We start from the raw sequence: 18,649 nt of genomic DNA on the forward strand, positions 1-18,649 counted from the left end.
CCGGATCTTGCGCAGAAGTTCTTAAGAGATTCTTAACGGCTGGCGGCGGCCTGAAAACCTGGTCGCTGCGGCGCACTTTGCTGGGCGTGCTGCTGGGCCTGACCCTGGCCCTGTGGGTGGGCAGCGCCGCCATCGTGTACGTGGAAGCGCGCCGCGAAAGCCAGGAACTGTTCGACCAGTCGCTGATCGAGACGGGCCACCTGCTGCTGTCGCTGGTGGAAAAGGATGCGCGCCAACACGGCTTGACGGGACCCATCGACGTGCCGCTGCGCGGCCATCCGAATCCCCATCAGTATTTGCTGTTCAAGGTGCGCGACGCGCAGCAGCGCGTGCTGTACCGTAATGACGCGGCGTCCGATATCGCCCTGTCGCGCAGCGCGCCGGACGGCCTGTCCTGGACCCGCATCGGCGGCCAGCGCTGGCGTCTGTTTTCGTTGTGGGACCCGCAGCGCACCCTGCAGCTGCTGGTGGCCGAGCCGACCAGCCACCGCGACGATATCAGCCGCGGCTTCTTTTACCGCATCGCCGTGTTCGGCCTGTTGCTGGTGGCGCTGGCCACCATCGCCATCTGGTGGAGCATCCACCGCGTGTTTCGCGTGCTGCAGGCGTCCGCCGATGAAGTGTCGGCGCGCACGCCCGATGACCTGGCCGACGTCAGGCTGGCTGGCGCACCCACCGAGCTGCATCCGCTGTTGCTGGAAATTAACCGCCTGTTCGGCAGAGTGCGACAAAGCCGCGACAACGAGCAGCGCTTCACGGCCGATGCCGCGCACGAATTGCGCACGCCGCTGGCCGCCATCAAGACCAATCTGCAAGTGCTGCAGCGGGCCCGTAGCGAGGCTGAACGCGAGGAATTCATTGCAGCCCTGGGCGTCAGCGTGGAGCGCGCCACGCGCCTCGTCAACCAGTTGCTGGCGCTGGCGCAGCTCGATCCGCATTCGGGCGCGGCGGCCGACTTGCGCGCGGGGGACCTGTCCGACCTGCTGGCCGAGCAGGCCGCGCAGTGGCAGGCGCTGGCCGCGACGTACCGGCTGTCGCTGAGCGTGATCATGGCACCGGCGCCCTGCGCGCTGCATGCGGACAGCCTGCAGATGTTGTTGCGCAACCTGGTCGACAATGCGCTGCGCTATACGCCGGCGCCCGGCTGTGTCGTCATCAGCTGCGGCGTGGAAGCGGGGCGCAGCTATTTGCGCGTGGCCGATTCCGGTCCGGGCATCGCCGAGGAACTGCACGCGCGCGCGTTCGAGCGTTTTGTGCGCCTGGGCGGCGGGCAGCTGCCCGGCAGCGGCCTGGGCCTGTCCATCGTGCGCCGCATCGCCGAGCGGCATGGCGCGGACATCATCCTCGGCGCCGGCTTGCAGGGCAGGGGGCTGGCGGTGACGGTCGTGTTTCCATGACGGTCCCGCCAGGGCAAGGCGTTTAGGCCGACTTTACAGCGACTTGAGGAACGCCAGCAGCGCGTCGCGGTCCGTCTTCGACAGGTTCTCGAAACGCTGGCGCGCTTTTGTCCCTTCGCCGCCGTGCCACAAGATCGCTTCCGTCAGGCTGCGCGCGCGGCCGTCATGCAGGTAGCCAGCCTTGCCGCCGCCATTGCCCATGACTTTTTCCGTGTAGCCGATGCCCCACAGCGGTGCCGTGCGCCACATGCTGCCTTGCGCCTGGCCTTCCGTGAAGGTATCGGCCAGCTCGGGACCCATGTCGTGCAGCAGCAGGTCGGTGTACGGACGGATGGTCTGGTTGCGCAATTCCGCAAACAGGTGGCCCGCGCCCGTCTTCATTTCCACCGTGTGGCAGGCAGCGCAGCGCATGCCCTGGAACAGCTTCGAGCCGGCGGAAACCTGCTGCGGGTCGACCTTGAGCTCCTCGATCGGCGCCACGCCTTTCGGGAAACCGCTGGCGATGCTGCGCTGGGCCGGCACGGCCACCAGGGCCAGGTATTGCGTGATCGATTGCAGGTCCGCTTCCGAGATGCCTGGCTGGGCGCCGCCCGCCGCGCAGGCTACCGGCCCCGCCATGCAGGCGCGGTTGCGGTACACGGGCGAGGTGACGGCCATGTCCAGCAGCAGCGCGTCGGCGGCCTGGTGGCGCAAGGTGGCTTTCGAGGCCTTCCAGCCGAAGCGGCCCAGGCGCACGGCGCCCGTCTCTGGTTCATATACATAGTTGGGCAGGCCCTTGACGCCGTCGGCATCCGGCGTGCTGCGGGCGCGCGCCAGGATGTCGGCTTCCGGCACGGCTTCCAGCAAGCCCGCGCCGATCATGGGCGGCGCCGCGCGCAGCGAAACGACTTGCGGCACGGGGCCTTCGAAGGCCAGCGTCGGCTTGCGCAGTTCGACCTGCGTGCCGTCGGCCAGGGTGGTCTTGCTCGTCGTGAAACCGCCCACGCTGACGCCGTTGCCCCAGTTTTGCGGCACGCCGGAAGGCGAGACGGCATTCATCTGGATCGCCGTGCCGTATTGCGGGTGCGGCACCTGCTGCCCTGCCGCATTGATGCTGGCGACGCGCACGGCCATCGTGTCGAGGCGCTGGTTCAGGGCCATCGGCGCGGGGCTGCGGCCATTGTTGACGTGGCAGGCGATGCAGGCCGACTGCCCGTAGCGCTGTCCCTGCAGGCCGACGGCGGGCGCGTAACGGTCGTTGCCGCCTTCGTTATGCTCGCCGGTGGTGAAGTTGGTATGCACCAGGCGCCGGCCTTCGACGAAGCGCTGCATGTTCTGCATGCCGATATTGTTGTGCGGCTGCTGGAACATGAACAGGGCGTTGTCCGAGTAGTTATACGACACGGAACCGAGGCCGCCGGAGAGCGTTTCCTCCGGCAGTGGCACGGAATTGAGGCGCGGCTGCACGCCATACCAGGGCCGCAGTCCTGCGCCCACCACATACGTCCATTCGTACGAGTAGTAGCGGATGCCGCCAGCATCGCCTTTCGACGCCATTGAGGCGGTGGTGGAAAACATCGATGGCGACACTTCGATGATGTCGCCCGCCGTCAGCGCGCGGGCCTTGACGTCCGTGCCATTCGGCATGCCGCCGGCATCGAGGCCGCCATGGCCCGGGTACTCCTTGATCAGCAGTGTGCAGGCGCCATTGATGCCGTTGGCGTTCGTCAGCCTGTCGCTGGCCGGGTAGGCCATCGGCTTGCAGACGGGGACATTGCGGTCCACCAGTTCGCCGGGCGACATCCAGCCGTAACCCGTCACGCCGGGACGGTCGAAGCCGCGGAAGAAGGCCACGCCGCCGGACAGAAAATCGACGGTGGTGTACTGGTTGACGATCAGCGTGGGCTTGGTAACGCCGCGTACCTTGCTGTTGTCGATGATTTCCACGCCCCAGGTGCGGTTCTTGAAGTATTGCGGTACGAAAGTGAGGTAATTGCCCGGCCCCTTGTCTTGCGGCAGGCCCGTGACGGGATCGACCGTTTCATTCGGGCCGTAGCCGATTTCATTCCATTCCTCGCCCCGTTCGCGGCCATGGCGCGCCAGGCCGCGCGCGCCGAAGCGCGTCACCAGGGTACCGTCTGCCAGGGTGAATTGCAGGCTTTCCAGCGGCTGGGCGGCGGCCGGCAGCGGTGTCCAGCCGGTGCCGTTGGCGGGGAATTTCAGGGCCGATGTCGCAGTCGACGGCAGGCTGTTGTCACTGCCCGGCGTCTTGAAGCTCACTTCCAGCAGCGAGTAGCCATACTGCGTGGCGCGCGCCACGCCCTTCAGGCGGATGTAGCGGGCATTGATGCCCAGGTTGAAGAATTCCTCGGTGCCGCCGTGGCCATTCGTCACGTAGCGCACTTGCGACCATTTCTGGCCATCGTCGGAGACCTGCAGCGCGTACTGCTTGCCGTATGCGTTTTCCCACTGCAGTTTCATGTAGCCGACGGGCGTCTTCGCGCCGAAGTCGAACTGGATCCAGGCGCCGTCCTCGAACTTGCTGGCCCAGCGTGTGCCCGTCTTGCCGTCGATCGCCATGGCGGCCGACATGCCGTTGTTTTCCACGGGCGAGGAAGTGGCGGCCACGGGGCGGATATCCACGCCCGGCTGGCCCGGATCGATGGTGACCGGGGGCGGTTCGGTGACGGGCGGCGTCACCGGCGGCAGCACGGGCGTACCCGCAAATGCCTGGATTTCAAAGATGGAGTAGCCGTACTGGCCCGCGCGTTTGACGCCCTGCATGCGCAGGTAGCGGCCTTGCGCGTCGAACCCCGTGATGTCCTCGATGCCGCCCTTGCTGTCGCTGACGTTCTGGATGGTGGTCCAGTGCGTATTGTCGTCCGATATCTGCAGCAGGTAGGCGCTGGCGTGCGCGTTTTCCCAGGCGATATGCACGCGGGTAATGCGCTGCGAGGTGCCGAAATCGAGGGTCAGATATTCGTTGTCCGTAAAGCCGCTGCCCCAGCGCGTGCTGTCGTTGCGGTCGATGGCGGCGCTGGCCGACAGGTCGCCCCGTTCCGCCGAGCTGGCCGTGGCGGCGACGGGCGTCAGCGCCGTTTCCGCCGACGTTTGCGCCAGCAGCCGCTGCGCCGTGGCGGGCGTGGCCGGGTTGTCGCCGCCACCGCCGCCGCACGCGGCCAGCAGCAGGGCCAGGGCCAGCGGCAAGCGCCGCCTGGAAAAGTGGATAAAGCCGGCCGGGTACTGCCGGGGCCGAAGCAGGGATGTGTGCATGCTATCTTCCTTGTTTTTATTGATTATGCAAGATTGGTCAGACTGGACGTCTCCGCATCCCCGTCGATGGTGTTGTGCATGCTCCACCGTCACGGCAGCGCCTTGCGGCCAGGGGGCGGCAAGGAAGGACATGGCGGGCAAAGATGGGGGGAGCAGTTTTAATTGCCGTATGGCAATAATTTTCTTAAGTTATAGAAGCGCATGAGGCATGTCAAGCGGTCTCGTGGACTTGTCATCAACTGTTCATGTCGCCCGGGTTTTTTGCACTATGCTGGTGCGCAAGATGAATAATAATGGGCGATAGCATGAATAAAATTCAGCAAGAAATGCGTGGCGCGCGACGGGAATGCGGTATCTTCCTGAAATGCCTGCCGACTGCGCGTCCCCTTTTTTGAGGAAGAACTGACCTTGCCGATTCCACCCGCCATACCGATACTCCCGCCGCTCTCGCTGCCCGCCGCGCGCGCCTTGCACCTGGCCGCGCAGGGCTTGCTGCAGGCGCGCCGCAGGAAAGCCGTCAAGGCCGATGTGCTGGCCGCCGTGCGGCAGATGGGCGTGCTGCAGATCGACACCATCCACGTGGTGGCGCGCAGCCCGTATCTGGTGTTGTGGAGCCGGCTGGGCGACTATCCGCAGCCGTGGCTGGAGCAATTGCTGGCCGAGGGCGCGCTGTTCGAATACTGGGCGCATGAAGCCTGCTTCGTGCCCATCGAAGACTATGGCCTGTACCGCCACCGCATGCTGGACCCGGCCGCCATGGGCTGGAAATACTCCGTCAAATGGATGGCCGAGCAGGGCGAGGCCGTGGCCTCGGTGCTCGAACATATCCGCGCCAACGGCGCCGCGCGCTCCGCCGATTTCGAGCGCACGGATGGCCAGGCGGGCGGCTGGTGGAGCTGGAAGCCGGAAAAGCGCTCGCTCGAAGTGCTGTTTACCTCGGGCGTGCTGATGATCGCCAAGCGCCACAATTTCCAGCGCTATTACGACCTGGCCGAACGCGTTTTGCCGGGCTGGCACGATGGCTTGCTGCCGCCCGAAGAGCAGGTGCGCCGGCGCCTGCTGCTGGCCAGCGTGAAGGCGCTGGGCCTGGCGCGGGCCAGCTGGATCAGCGACTACTTCCGCACCAAACAATCGCGTGCCAGCCTGGCGCACGATCTGCAGGCGCTGGTGGACGAGGGCGCGCTGCTGCGCTGCACGGTCGATGGCTGGAGTGACGCCGTGTACGTGCATGCCGAGCATGGGGACTTGCTGCGCGCAGCGGCTGCGGGCAAGCTGGCGCCCACCCTGACGACGATCCTGTCGCCGTTCGACCCCGTCGTGTGGGACCGGCGCCGCGCGCTGGAATTGTTCGGCTTTGACTACCGGCTCGAATGCTACACGCCCGCCGAGAAGCGCCGGTATGGCTACTTCACCCTGCCGATCTTGCGGCGCGGCGCGCTGGTGGGGCGCCTGGACGCCAAGGCGCACCGCGTCCAGGGGCGCTTCGAGATCAAGTCGCTGGTGCTGGAAGAGGGCGTGCGCCTCAGCTCCCGCCTGGTGCAGGACGTGGCTGGCGCCGTGCAGCGGCTGGCGCTCTGGCATGCCTGCCCGCAGGTCGAGATAGCCCAGGCGCAGCCGGCGGCTTTCGGTGTGCAGCTGGCCGAGGCCCTGCACGACGGCGGCGCTGCCGCAAGGCAGGCCGCATGATGCTGCCGCCGGCTCCTTCCCAGCTGCTCGACGCGGATGGCGTGCCTTGTTTTGGCCGCTACACGGGACAGCTGGATGCCTTCGACTGGGTGGCGCTGGCGCCGCCGCATGCGCGCGGCGCCCTCTGGCGCCTGTTCCACCACAAGCGCTGGCACTACGTGGCCCTGTCCACGCCCACGCTGTTCTGCGGCGTGGCCATCGTCGACCTGGGCTGGACCAGCACGGCCTTCGCGTATGCCTTCGACCGCCACAAGGGCAAGATCGTGGCAAGCTTTTCGCAGGATGGCATTCCCGGCCTGTGCGCGTCCGTGGCGCCGCATGCGGGTGCCAGCAGCCGTTTCCGGTTTTTCTCGCAAAAAATCAGCATCGAAGCCCAGCCGCAGCAGCGCTACCGATTGCGGCTCGATTGCGGCCATTTCGGCATCGATGCGGAATTCGGCCCGCCCGTGGCCCCCACCTTGCTGGCCGTGGGACCCGTGGGCGAGGGCGGCAGCGTGCACGCCACGCAAAAGTCGGGCGGCTTGCCCTTGTGGGGCACGGTGCGTTGCGGCGCCATGGGCTACAGCTTGGACGACGGCGTGGCCAGCTTCGATTATTCGAACGGCTTGCTGGCGCGCGAGACGGAATGGCGCTGGGCCTCGGCGCACAGCCTGGACCTGGGTTTCAACCTGCAAGCGGGTTATTTCGGCGCGCATGAAAACGCGCTGTGGCTCGATGGCCAGCTGTATCCGCTGGGCCGCGCGCATTTCGACTTCAATCCCGACAATCCGCTGGCGCCGTGGCATGTGTGGACGGACGACGATCTGCTGGACCTGCACTTCAAGCCGGAAGGCGCGCGGCGCGAGGATAAAAACCTGTGGATCGCCGCCAGCCGCTACATCCAGCCGATCGGCACTTTCAGCGGCTGGGTGCGCACCAGCGCGGAGTCTCCCAAGCGCATCGTGGCGCAGCTGGCCGGGGTAACGGAAAGCCACCGCTCGCGCTGGTAGGCGCACTGTTTTTTGCGAAACGCGCGACAAGGTCAAGTTTTTTTGGCAAGGCATCCTATACACTGGGGCGTTACCAAGTAAGCCATTCCGGCAATCCATGAGGCCAGAACATGAGTATCCGTAATCTCGACAAGCTGTTCAAGCCGGCCTCGGTGGCCCTGATCGGCGCCACGGCGCGCGAGCGCAAACTGGGCGCCATCGCCCTGTACAACCTGCTGGGCGGCGGCTACCGGGGAGAGATTTGGCCCGTCAATCCCAAGTACGACGAGCTGATGGGCCTGAAATGCTACCGCAGGCTGGCACACTTGCCCAAGGCGCCGGACCTGGCCATCATCTGCACGCCGCCCGCCACCATCACGGCACTGATCCGCGAACTGGGCGCGCTGGGCACGCGCGCGGCCATCGTCATGACGTCGGGCCTCGACCCCGTGCGCGAGCAGTCGCTGCGCCTGGCCATGCTGAAGGCGGCCAAGCCGCACCTGCTGCGCATCCTGGGCCCCAACAGCATGGGCCTGCTCGTGCCGAAACTGGGCTTGAACGCCAGCTTCGCCCATGTCGGCGCCACCAGCGGCAAGATCGCCTTCGTGTCGCAGTCGGGTGCGCTGGTGTCGGGCGTGCTCGATTGGGCCAACGCGCACGGCGTGGGCTTTTCCAAGTTCATTTCGCTGGGCGCCAGCTACGATATCGATTTCGGCGATTTGCTCGACTACCTGGCCGGCGACATCGACACGGCCGCCATCCTGCTGTACATGGAAGATATCCAGGCGGCGCGCAAATTCATGTCGGCGGCGCGGGCGGCCGCGCGCAGCAAGCCCGTCATCGTCCTGAAAGCGGGGCGCGAGGCGGAAGGCGCTGCCATGGCGGCCTGGCATACGGGTGCGCTGGCCGGTTCCGACGCCGTGTACGACGCGGCCATCCGCCGCGCCGGCATGCTGCGCGTGTATTCGGCCGAAGAGCTCTTCGATGCCGTGGAAACGCTCACGCATATCCGTTCCCAGCGCGGCGAGCGCCTGGCGATTTTGTGCAATGGCGGCGGCCTGGGCGTGATGGCCACCGATGCGCTGGTGAGCAGCGGCGGCAAGCTGGCCGAACTGTCGCCCGATACCGTGATCGCGCTGGAAAAGGCGCTGCCACGGGGCTGGTCGCACGACAACCCCGTGGGCTTGCCCGGCGACGCGGCCGTGCAGCGTTATGCCGACGCCATCAAGCCGCTGCTCGACGAGCCGCAGGCGGACGCCTTGCTGCTGCTGCACGCGCCCACGGCCATGGTCTCGTCGATCGACATCGCCGAAGCCGTCACGCCGCTGATCAAGGCCACCTCGCGCACGGTGCTGTCGTGCCTGCTTGGCGGCACCACCGTGGCGCCCGCGCGCCAGGTGTTCAACCGGGCCGGCATTCCCACCTACGACACGCCGGAAAAAGCAGTGCATGGCTTCATGCAGATCGTGCAATACCGGCGCAACCAGGAAACCCTGATGCAGGTGCCGGCGCAGCTGCCCATGTCGGCCACGCCGCGCCGCGCGCGCGTGCGCGAAATCGTCGCCGCCGCGCTGGCGGCCGGCCAGACGGTGCTGGGCGAATGCCGCTCGAAAGAGATTTTGGCCGCCTACGGCATTCCCGTCGCCACCACGCGCATGGCGGCCGACGTGGAAGAGGCGCTGGCCGTGGCGGCCGACATCGGCTACCCCGTCGCGCTGAAAATCCACTCGCCCGACATCGCCCACAAATCCGACGTGGGCGGCGTGGCGCTCGACCTCGATACGCCCGACATCCTGCGCACGGCCGCCGCCGCCATGCTCAAGCGCGTGCGCCGCATGCGTCCCGACGCGCTGATCGACGGTTTTACCGTGCAGCAGATGGCGCGCCGGCCGCAGTCGCATGAATTGATCGTCGGCGTCACCACGGACGCCGCCTTCGGCCCCGTGATATTGGTGGGGCAGGGCGGCATCGCCGTGGAAGTGACGGCCGACCACGCCATCGGCCTGCCGCCGCTGAACATGGTGCTGGCGCGCGACATGCTGGCGCGCACGCGCGTGTCGAAACTGCTGGCCGGCTACCGCAACCAGCCGCCGGCCGACATCGACGCCATCTGCTACACCCTGATCCAGGTGGCCGAACTGGTGGCCGACATCGGCGAGCTGGCCGAACTCGACATCAACCCGCTGGTGGCCGATGCGGATGGCGTGATCGCCCTCGACGCGCGCATCCGCCTGCAGCCGGGCCAGCAGCGCGACCGCCTGGCCATCCGCCCGTATCCGCAGGAGCTGGAAGAGCAGGTGACGTGGATGGATCAATCCATCCTGCTGCGCCCCATCCGCCCCGAGGACGCGCCGCAGCACATGGACCTGTTCCACGCGCTGGACCCGGACGACGTGCGCCTGCGCTTTTTCACGTCCATGCGCGAATTGCCCGTGTCGCAGCTGGCGCGCCTGACGCAGATCGATTACGACCGCGCCATGGCCTTCATCGCCACGCACACGGGACCGGACGGCAAGCCGGAAACCCTGGGCGTGGTGCGCGCCGTGGCCGACCCGGACAATATCCACGCCGATTTCGCCATCGCCGTGCGCTCGGCACTGAAGGGCAAGGGACTGGGACACATCCTGTTTGAAAAGCTCGTCGACTACTTCCGCAGCCGGGGCACGGAGGCGCTGGTGGGCGAGGCGATGGCGCGCAACAAGGGCATGCAGCGGCTGGTGAAAAGCTTTGGCGGCGAAGTCACGCCGTCGGAAGAGCCCGGCGTCGTCAATCTGCATATCGGCCTGCGCGCGCCGTAAAAGAAAGCGCGGCTGGCCAGCCGCGGGTTTGTGCAGGATCAAACCCGTCCCTGTCGGTAGTCTTTACACTTTCACTTCCAGGATGACATATCCAGCGCGTTTTCGGGAGTGAGTGCATGCTTACGGCAACATATATATTGGTTTCCCTGTCGGTGGAACAGGCCAGCATCCGCATGAGTTTGTTGGCTTTTCAGAAATGCATGCATGTGCAGCTGCGCCACCAGAGACAGCTCAGCCTGGCGCAGCTGCAGTACGCGGGCGACTGGCTGAACCGGCTGTACCAGGGGGGCTACTGGCGCAAGGTGGAGATGTATCTGATCCCCGCCATCCGCCAGGCTGCACCGCATGCCGATGGTTTGTTGAATGAAATCAATGGTTTGAACCACGCGGCGCTGGAAAGCATCAATGTCGTGCAGCAGCGCGCGGGCGCCGCCATCGACCATTCCGAATTGCAGGCCGAGCAGCTGTGCGCGGCCATCGACGCCTTTTGCGCAGCCTTGCTGCAGCGCCTGGAAAAAGAAGAGCGCGAACTGTTCGCGCTGGCGCGCAAGGTCATCGTCGGCGAAGCGTGGTTTGCCATCGCCTACCAGTTCCTCGCCCACGATGCGCGCGCGCAGGAAGCGCGCCGTGGCAGGGCGCAAGTGCTGCCCTTTGTTTTGCCTATGCCTTTGCCTGCGCCGGGTATGCCTGACGGCGCCGCCGACACCAGCGACAATGCGGCCGGTGCCCCTGCGGACGCCGCGCCTGCCATGCCACCGCCGCTGCGCGCGCAGGCTTGAACGGGTAGCGAGCGCACACCCCGCCGGGCGGCGTCCGCAGGAGGGGCGTTTTTGTGATGCTGACTGGCGCGCCGCCATAGGGGAAAATCCAGGGAAAAGATTCGCTTTATTCATTTGATAACTTGTTCAGCCCTGTCCGATGCAATACCCCGGGCTTTGTTATGATGGTGGTTTTGATCCACGCGAAACCCGTCATGTTCGAATTTCTCTTCAAGCGTTCTGCCAGCAAGACTGCCGTCCCCGATCCTGTCGTGGCAGAACAGGCCGCCGCCTCGGCGCAGAGCGCATCGCGCCGCGCCGAACAGGTTGCGCGTGCCCATGCCGTGGCCGGCGACGAAGCCGCCGCCTTAGAATTCATCCTGTCCAGCGAATTTGCCGATGCCCGATTGATCGCGGCCGAACACGTCCATGCCTTGCCCCTGCTGGAAAAAGTCCACCAGGCCATGCGCAACACGGACCGCCGCGTGGCCAAGCTGATGCAGGGTCGCATCGACCTGATCCGCCACCAGGCCGCCGAGACGCAGCGCGCCCAGGCCAGCATCGACACGGCCCAGCGCCTGTTGAACGATGACAAGCTGAGCCCGAACCAGGTCGCCGAGCTGGATCGCCAATGGCAAGTCATCAAGGCCACGCCGGAACTGGCGACCGCCTTCACCGGCGCGCGCGCCGCCCTGGCCGCCCGCCTGGAAGCGCAAGTGGTACTGCAGCGCGCCGTGATCGATGCCGTCGCCGCCGCGCGCGCGCTGGCCAGCAATGGCCAGTCCGCCGGTGACCTGGCGCAGGCGCTGGCCCGCCTGGATGCGGAACATGCGCAGCATGCGCAATCGCCCGAGCGCGCTTCCTTGCCGAAACACCTGGAAAACGATTTCAGCCAGGCGCGCGAACAGGCGCAATCCGCCTTGCAAGCCCTGCAGCAGCACCAGGCCGTGTTCGATGCGCGCCAGGCCGCACTGGCCGAATGGCAGGCGCAGGACGCCGCCACGCTCGATGCAGACACCTTGAAACGCGCGTGGCAAGCCCTGCCGCGCCTGCCCGAGTCGCCCTTGTCCGACAGCCTGCAGCAGCAATTTGCGGCCGTGCTGGCCAGCGCGCCGGCGCCCGTGCAGGCGGCAACGCCAGAGGCCGCAGCGGCCCATGCCGACCCAGCGCCGCGCAAGCCGCGCCAGGAACACGCGCCCGTGTCGAAAGAAGCGACGGAGCAATTCTTTAAAGTACTCGACGCCATGGAAGCAGCCCTGCAGGATGGCTTGTTGCATGTGGCTTCCGAGCATGACAAGACCTTGCGCGATAGCAAGCACGGCCGGCTGACGCCTGCGCAAGCGGACCGCCTGGCCCATGTGCGCGGGCAATTCAAGCAACTGGCCGACTGGGCGCGCTGGGGCGGCAACGTCTCGCGCGAGGAGCTGGTCAAGGCGGGCGAGGAATTGCCGGCGCAAGAACTCCCAATGGCCGAGCTGGCCAAGAAAGTGGGCAGCCTGCGCGAGCGCTGGAAGTCGCTCGACACCCTGTCCGGCCCGGCTCCGAAATCCCTGTGGGAACGTTTTGACGCGGCCTGCAGCCTCGCGTACGCGCCGGCGGCCCAGCATTTCAAGCAATTGGCCGAAGAGCGCCACGGCAATGCGGCCAAAGCCCAGGAACTGATCGCGGAAACGGCGGCCCTGGCTGCCGAAGAGAGTACCGACTGGAAACACGTCGCTTCCGCCTCGCAGCGCCTGCGCCAGGCGTGGACGCGCCTGGGCACCATCGACCGCAAGGAAAAGAAACGCCTGGATACGGAGTTCGGCGCCGCGCTGGACGCCCTGTCGAAGCCGCTGGACACCCAGCGCCAGATCGAGACGGCGCGCCGCGAACAATTGATCGTCGAAGTGGGCTTGCTCAAGCCATCGGAGCGCAATACGGTCGACATGCTGAAAGCCTTGCAGGATAAATGGCAGGAACTGGCGAAGGCCCTGCCGCTGGAACGCCGCGCGGAACAGGCGCTGTGGCAGCGTTTCCGCGCCGCCTGCGACGATATCTTCGCCAAGCGCAAGGAAACGGCCCACGCGGCCGACCACGAGCGCCGCGAACACCTGCATGCGCGCGAAGCGCTGTGCGCCGCGTTGGAAACGGCCGTCGTGCCGGATGGCGACGACAAGTCCCGCACGGCCTTCATCAACCACTTGCTGCGCGACACGCGCGCCGCCTGGAACGCTACCGGTCCCGTGCCGCGCGCCAGCGAAGCGAAGATCGAGCAGCGCTACCACGCGGCCGTGGCTGGCGTGCAAGCGCAAGCGGACGCCATCGCCGAGCGCGCCGGCGCGGCGCAGGCCAACGCCTTGCGCGACAAGCTGCGCCTGGTGCAGGCGCTGGAAGCTACGCTGGCCGAGGGCGATGCCGGCGCCGATGCGGCTGCCTGGACCGAACGCTGGAGCGCCTTGCCGCCGCTCGACACGCAATACGAACGCAGCCTGCAGCAGCGCTTTGCCGCCGCCCAGACCGCGCTGGGCGAGGGCGCTGACGCCTACGTGCAGCAATTGCAGGCCAACGAGGCCCGCTTGCTCGAGGAAGTCTTGCGCCTGGAAATCGTCGCCGGCGTCGACAGCGGCGCCGAATTTGCCCGCGACCGCCTGAAGATGCAGGTGGAAGTGCTGCAATCGTCGCTGAAATCGGGCCAGAAGCCGCTCACGCAAGTGTCGCAGCTGATGCAGCTGTGCGCGATTCCCGCCGCCACCGATGCGCGCACGGCCAGCCGCATCGAAATCCTGCTGCGCCGCATCGGAGGGCATGCCAAATGAGTACCAGTGTCCGCGTCCAGCACGCCGATTTTGACTTGAGTCAAGAAATCGCACAATTGCGTGCAGGCAACCCCAAGGTGGGCGCCGTCGTCGGCTTTGTCGGCACGGTGCGCGACATGAACGAGGGGCTGGACGTGGCCGCCATGGAGCTCGAACACTATCCGGGCATGACGGAGAAATCCATCGAGGCTATCGTCGAGCAGGCGCGCGGCCGCTGGCCCTTGTCCGGTGCGCTGGTGATCCACCGCGTGGGGCCGTTGCTGCCGCAGGAGCAGATCGTGCTGGTGGCGGTCTCGTCCGCCCACCGGGGCGAAGCCTTTGCCGCCTGCGAGTTCATCATCGACTACCTGAAGACGGAAGCGCCGTTCTGGAAGAAGGAAGACACGCCCGAAGGGGCGCGCTGGGTCGATGCGCGCGACAGCGACGAGACGGCGCTGGACAAGTGGACGGTAAAAGCAAGCACCATTTGAATCGTATCTGTCGCGCACGCTAGCATTTGCCCAAATGCAGCGGTTTTCTGCTTTGTGTATGCTTGAAAAGTACTGCCTCACCCCAATTTGGTTAACAACTAATTAACCGGGAGCGCTTTTCATGCGACAAGACAAACTCACTACCAAATTACAGGAAGCCCTGGCCGATGCGCAAAGCTTGGCCGTGGGCAACGACAACCCCTATATCGAACCAGTCCACCTGCTGACGGCCCTGTTGAACCAGGACGACGGCGGCGCCCGCTCGCTCTTGCAGCGGGCCGGCGTCAACGTGGGCGGCCTGTCCAAGGCCCTGGGCGCGTCCATCGAACGCTTGCCGAAGGTATCGGGCACGGGCGGGGATGTGCAGGTCAGCCGCGAATTCGTGGCCTTGCTGAATCTGGCCGACAAGGAATCGCAAAAGGCGGGCGACCAGTTCGTGTCCAGCGAAATGGTCTTGCTGGCCATGACGGACGACAAGTCCGACTGCGGCAAGCTGGCGCGCGAAAACGGCCTGACCCGCAAGGCCCTGGAAGCGGCCATCGACGCCGTACGCGGCGGCAACAAGGTCGATTCGCAAGAGGCCGAAGGCCAGCGCGAAGCCCTGAAAAAATACACGCTGGACCTGACGGAGCGGGCGCGCAAGGGCAAGCTCGACCCTGTCATCGGCCGCGACGATGAAATCCGCCGCACCATCCAGATCCTGCAGCGCCGCAGCAAGAACAATCCCGTGCTGATCGGTGAACCGGGCGTGGGCAAGACGGCCATCGTCGAAGGCCTGGCGCAGCGCATCGTCAATGGCGAAGTGCCGGAATCGCTGAAAGGCAAGCGCGTACTGTCGCTGGACATGGCTGCCTTGCTGGCCGGTGCGAAATTCCGCGGCGAATTCGAGGAACGCCTGAAATCCGTGCTGAAGGAACTGGCCATGGATGAAGGGCAAACCATCGTCTTCATCGACGAGATGCACACCATGGTGGGCGCGGGCAAGGCCGAGGGCGCGATGGACGCCGGCAATATGCTGAAACCGGCGCTGGCGCGCGGCGAGCTGCACTGCGTGGGCGCGACCACCCTCGACGAGTACCGCAAGTACATCGAGAAGGATGCCGCGCTGGAACGCCGCTTCCAGAAAGTGCTCGTCGACGAGCCGACCGTGGAAGCGACGATCGCCATCCTGCGCGGCTTGCAGGACAAATACGCGCTGCATCACAAGGTGGAAATCACGGACGCGGCCATCATCGCCGCCGCCGAGCTGTCGCACCGTTACATCACGGACCGCTTCCTGCCCGACAAGGCGATCGACCTGATCGATGAAGCGGCGGCGAAGATCAAGATCGAGATCGACTCGAAGCCGGAAGTGATGGACAAGCTGGAACGCCGTTTGATCCAGCTGAAGATCGAGCGCGAAGCCGTCAAGAAGGAAAAGGACGAAGCATCGTTGCGCCGCCTGGGCCTGATCGAGGAAGAGATCGTCAAGCTGCAGCGCGAATACAACGACTTCGAGGAAATCCTGAAGGCGGAAAAAGCCGTGGTGCAAGGCAGCACGCACATCAAGGAAGAGATCGAGCAAGTCAAGCTGCAGATGGAGCAGGCCACGCGCGAGAGCAACTGGCAGAAAGTGTCGGAGCTGCAATACGGCAAGCTGCCGCAGCTGGAAGCCCAGCTCAAGCAGGCTGACAGCGGCATCCCGAAACTCGACCCCGACCAGCCGAAGCTGCTGCGCACGGAGGTGGGCGCCGAGGAAATCGCCGAAGTGGTGTCGCGCGCGACGGGCATTCCCGTGTCGCGCATGATGCAGGGCGAGCGCGACAAGCTGCTGCACATCGAAGAGAAGCTGCATGAGCGCGTCGTGGGCCAGGATGAGGCGATCACGGCCGTGGCTGACGCCATCCGCCGTTCGCGCGCCGGCCTCTCCGACCCGAACCGTCCGTATGGTTCCTTCATGTTCCTGGGGCCGACGGGCGTGGGCAAGACCGAGCTGAGCAAGGCGCTGGCCACCTTCCTGTTCGATACGGAAGAATCGATGATCCGCATCGACATGAGCGAGTTCATGGAGAAGCATTCCGTGGCCCGCTTGATCGGCGCGCCGCCCGGCTACGTGGGCTACGACGAGGGCGGCTACCTGACGGAAGCCGTGCGCCGCAAGCCGTACAGCGTGATCCTGCTCGACGAAGTGGAAAAGGCGCATGCCGACGTCTTCAACGTGCTGCTGCAAGTGCTCGACGATGGACGCATGACGGATGGCCAGGGGCGCACGGTGGACTTCAAGAATACCGTCATCATCATGACCTCTAACCTGGGTTCGCATAAGATCCAGGCCATGGAAAGCGATGATCCCGGTGTCGTGAAGCTGGCCGTGATGGCCGAGGTACGTTCGCACTTCCGTCCCGAGTTTGTCAACCGTATCGACGAAATCGTCGTGTTCCACGGCCTCGACGAGAAAAACATCGGCGCGATCGCGAAGATCCAGCTGAAGATCCTCGAAGAGCGTCTGGCGCGCATGGACATGCAGCTGAGTCTGACGGACGCGGCGTTGCAGCAGATCGCCGAAGCGGGCTACGACCCGGTATATGGCGCCCGTCCGCTGAAGCGGGCGATCCAGCAGCAGATCGAAAATCCGCTGTCGAAGCTGATCCTGGAAGGCAAGTTTGGCCCGAAAGACGAGATCCGCATCGACGCCCAGAACGGCAACCTGGTGTTTACGGGGGCGCAAGTGGGGCTGGACAAGGTGTAATGTTGGCAGGTCAGTTCCTGCGGGATTGGAAGCTCCCCCCATCGGGCTAGCTTCCCCCCGTCGGGTCTGTCCTCAGTTTCACGGCATTTGCAGTGAGGAAGATTTACGACGTCTAACAAAACCGTAGCGAGCGGCAGTGATTTGTGGCTGAGAAGCGCAACCGTACTTTAGTACGGTGAGCATCGCAGGCCGCAAAGCGCAACGCGCAGTAGGTTTTGATAGACGTCCTCAGGCAGGGCGCGATCAGGCTAGACCTGATCGCGCCCTTCTTGCTATCATCGGCACTATTTTCTGACTAATTCCGGAGGCGGTACGATGGCAAACACATGGCAAGCAGGGCGGCGAATTGGAGTGGGATTGACCTTGGCGGCAGCCGTGCTGGCATTGCCTGCGCACGCCCAGGAAGAAAAAGTCCTGAACATCTATAACTGGTCGGACTATATCGGCGACGATACGATCAAGAATTTTGAGAAGGAAACGGGCATCAAGGTACGCTACGACGTTTTCGACAATAACGAAATCCTCAATGCGAAACTGGTGGCGGGCAAGTCCGGCTACGACATCGTCGTGCCGACGGCCCAGTGGGCGCGCCTGCAGATCGATGCGGGCTTGCTGCGCAAGCTCGACAAGAGCAAGCTGACGAACCTGGGCAACCTGGACCCGAACCTGCAGGCCAAGCTGTCGAAGATCGACCCGAACAACGATTACCTGGTCGACTGGCTGTGGGGCTACACGACGGTGGGCATCAACGTCAACAAGGTCAAGGCCGCGCTGGGCGGCATGCCCCTGCCGGACAACGCCTGGGACCTGATCTTCGACCCGAAATACGCGGCGAAGCTGAAATCCTGCGGCGTGTCCTTCCTCGACTCGCCGTCGGAAGTGCTGCCGGCCGCCCTGCAATACCTAGGCAAGCCCGCCTATTCGAAAGCGGCCGCCGACTATCAGGAAGCGGGCAAGGTGCTGCAGGCCATCCGCCCCTACGTTACCCTGTTCAGCTCGTCTGGCTACATCAATGACATGGCCAACGGCTCCGTCTGCGTGGCGCTGGGCTGGTCGGGCGACATCAATATCGCGCGTCAGCGCGCCATCGATGCGAAGAACGGCAATGTGATCCAGGTGCTGGTGCCGAAGACGGCCGCCCTGATGTTCGACACCATGGCCATCCCGGCCGACGCGCCCCATCCGAACAATGCCCACCTGTTCATCAACTACATTTTGCGCCCGCAAGTGCATGCCAGCCTGAGCAACAAGGTGTTTTACGCGAATCCGAATCCGGCCAGCATCAAGTATGTACGCAAGGACATCGGTGAAAACAAGGCCATCTTCCTGTCGGACGCCGACAAGCAGCGCATGGCCGCACCGGAAGCGACTACGGCCGATATCCGCCGCTTGATGACGCGTATCTATACAAAGTTCAAGACGGGAGTTTAAAGTACGAGCGTAAAAACAAGGATGGCGCGAGGGACGGGCCTGTAGGCCGTCGCTGGCGCCATGCGATATTGCCGAGGTGAACACTACTCGTGGTAGCGGTCCATCAGCTTGTGGTGACTGCCGCGCATTTCTTCGATCAGTTCAAAGGCGACGAAGCCGATGATGGCGGCGAAGATGGCGATGAAGAGAAAAACGAGGAAGGTTAACATGGTCTTTCAGCCGCCGTTGGACGGCTGTCCGCTGGGTTGCTCAATGTGCCAGAGCTGTGCTCCAACACGTAGTTGATGCAATTAAACTCTAGCAGATCGGCAGCGCTTTACAAGGCTGCCGAGTTGTAATTCCTGCTAGTATTTGTCCCAGCGCACT

11 protein-coding genes are annotated in these 18,649 nt (G+C 64.9%); 9 read left to right on the top strand and 2 right to left on the bottom strand.

What is annotated here, in order from left to right:
* Positions 1–86: 86 nt before the first annotated feature.
* Complete coding sequence (locus U0004_RS10895) at positions 87–1,397, top strand: sensor histidine kinase (RefSeq protein ID WP_225317273.1); 1,311 nt, start codon at positions 87–89, stop codon at positions 1,395–1,397.
* 33 nt (positions 1,398–1,430) lie between these two features.
* Here U0004_RS10895 and U0004_RS10900 read toward each other — a convergent pair whose 3' ends face one another.
* A complete protein-coding gene (locus U0004_RS10900) occupies positions 1,431–4,649 on the bottom strand; it encodes a di-heme oxidoredictase family protein (RefSeq protein WP_081345462.1) in 3,219 nt (1,072 codons plus the stop codon).
* A gap of 408 nt (positions 4,650–5,057) precedes the next feature.
* Here U0004_RS10900 and U0004_RS10905 point away from each other — a divergent pair, with 408 nt between their 5' ends.
* The 8 genes from U0004_RS10905 (at position 5,058) to U0004_RS10940 (ending at position 18,283) form a co-directional block, all read left to right on the top strand.
* Positions 5,058–6,335 carry a winged helix-turn-helix domain-containing protein gene (locus U0004_RS10905; protein ID WP_231958583.1) on the top strand — a complete coding sequence of 426 codons (1,278 nt, stop codon included), beginning with the start codon at positions 5,058–5,060 and terminating at the stop codon, positions 6,333–6,335.
* Positions 6,332–7,324 carry a DUF2804 domain-containing protein gene (locus U0004_RS10910; protein WP_070254151.1) on the top strand — a complete coding sequence of 331 codons (993 nt, stop codon included), beginning with the start codon at positions 6,332–6,334 and terminating at the stop codon, positions 7,322–7,324. The genes U0004_RS10905 and U0004_RS10910 overlap by 4 nt, the downstream gene beginning before the upstream one ends.
* A 110-nt stretch (positions 7,325–7,434) precedes the next feature.
* Entirely contained in the window at positions 7,435–10,101 is a 2,667-nt protein-coding gene (locus tag U0004_RS10915; RefSeq protein WP_070254150.1) for a bifunctional acetate--CoA ligase family protein/GNAT family N-acetyltransferase, read from the top strand.
* Between the two features lie 116 nt (positions 10,102–10,217).
* On the top strand, positions 10,218–10,880 hold the full coding sequence (locus U0004_RS10920) for a hemerythrin domain-containing protein (RefSeq protein ID WP_139144075.1): 663 nt from the start codon (positions 10,218–10,220) through the stop codon (positions 10,878–10,880).
* A gap of 194 nt (positions 10,881–11,074) precedes the next feature.
* Entirely contained in the window at positions 11,075–13,654 is a 2,580-nt protein-coding gene (locus U0004_RS10925; protein ID WP_070254159.1) for a DUF349 domain-containing protein, read from the top strand.
* On the top strand, positions 13,651–14,124 hold the full coding sequence (moaE, locus tag U0004_RS10930; protein ID WP_034778112.1) for a molybdopterin synthase catalytic subunit MoaE: 474 nt from the start codon (positions 13,651–13,653) through the stop codon (positions 14,122–14,124). The genes U0004_RS10925 and moaE overlap by 4 nt, the downstream gene beginning before the upstream one ends.
* A 121-nt stretch (positions 14,125–14,245) precedes the next feature.
* Positions 14,246–16,852 carry an ATP-dependent chaperone ClpB gene (gene clpB, locus U0004_RS10935; protein ID WP_070254148.1) on the top strand — a complete coding sequence of 869 codons (2,607 nt, stop codon included), beginning with the start codon at positions 14,246–14,248 and terminating at the stop codon, positions 16,850–16,852.
* A gap of 315 nt (positions 16,853–17,167) precedes the next feature.
* The gene (locus tag U0004_RS10940; RefSeq protein ID WP_070254144.1) at positions 17,168–18,283 is read left to right on the top strand and encodes a polyamine ABC transporter substrate-binding protein; all 1,116 of its coding nucleotides are present in this window, start codon (positions 17,168–17,170) and stop codon (positions 18,281–18,283) included.
* Between the two features lie 83 nt (positions 18,284–18,366).
* Here the strand turns inward: U0004_RS10940 and U0004_RS10945 are convergent, their stop codons facing one another.
* Positions 18,367–18,492 (bottom strand): hypothetical protein, encoded by a 126-nt coding sequence (locus tag U0004_RS10945; protein WP_254926692.1) that lies wholly within the window; start codon positions 18,490–18,492, stop codon positions 18,367–18,369.
* Positions 18,493–18,649 lie beyond the last annotated feature (157 nt).

The organism is Janthinobacterium lividum (genome assembly GCF_034424625.1).
GTDB lineage: Bacteria > Pseudomonadota > Gammaproteobacteria > Burkholderiales > Burkholderiaceae_D > Janthinobacterium > Janthinobacterium lividum.

Coding starts and splice junctions, on each gene's coding strand:
- U0004_RS10900 (WP_081345462.1), bottom strand. CDS start 4,649: ATGCACACATCCCTGCTTCGGCCCCGGCAGTACCCGGCCGGCTTTATC.
- U0004_RS10910 (WP_070254151.1), top strand. CDS start 6,332: ATGATGCTGCCGCCGGCTCCTTCCCAGCTGCTCGACGCGGATGGCGTG.
- U0004_RS10915 (WP_070254150.1), top strand. CDS start 7,435: ATGAGTATCCGTAATCTCGACAAGCTGTTCAAGCCGGCCTCGGTGGCC.
- U0004_RS10920 (WP_139144075.1), top strand. CDS start 10,218: ATGCTTACGGCAACATATATATTGGTTTCCCTGTCGGTGGAACAGGCC.
- U0004_RS10925 (WP_070254159.1), top strand. CDS start 11,075: ATGTTCGAATTTCTCTTCAAGCGTTCTGCCAGCAAGACTGCCGTCCCC.
- moaE (WP_034778112.1), top strand. CDS start 13,651: ATGAGTACCAGTGTCCGCGTCCAGCACGCCGATTTTGACTTGAGTCAA.
- clpB (WP_070254148.1), top strand. CDS start 14,246: ATGCGACAAGACAAACTCACTACCAAATTACAGGAAGCCCTGGCCGAT.
- U0004_RS10940 (WP_070254144.1), top strand. CDS start 17,168: ATGGCAAACACATGGCAAGCAGGGCGGCGAATTGGAGTGGGATTGACC.
- U0004_RS10945 (WP_254926692.1), bottom strand. CDS start 18,492: ATGTTAACCTTCCTCGTTTTTCTCTTCATCGCCATCTTCGCCGCCATC.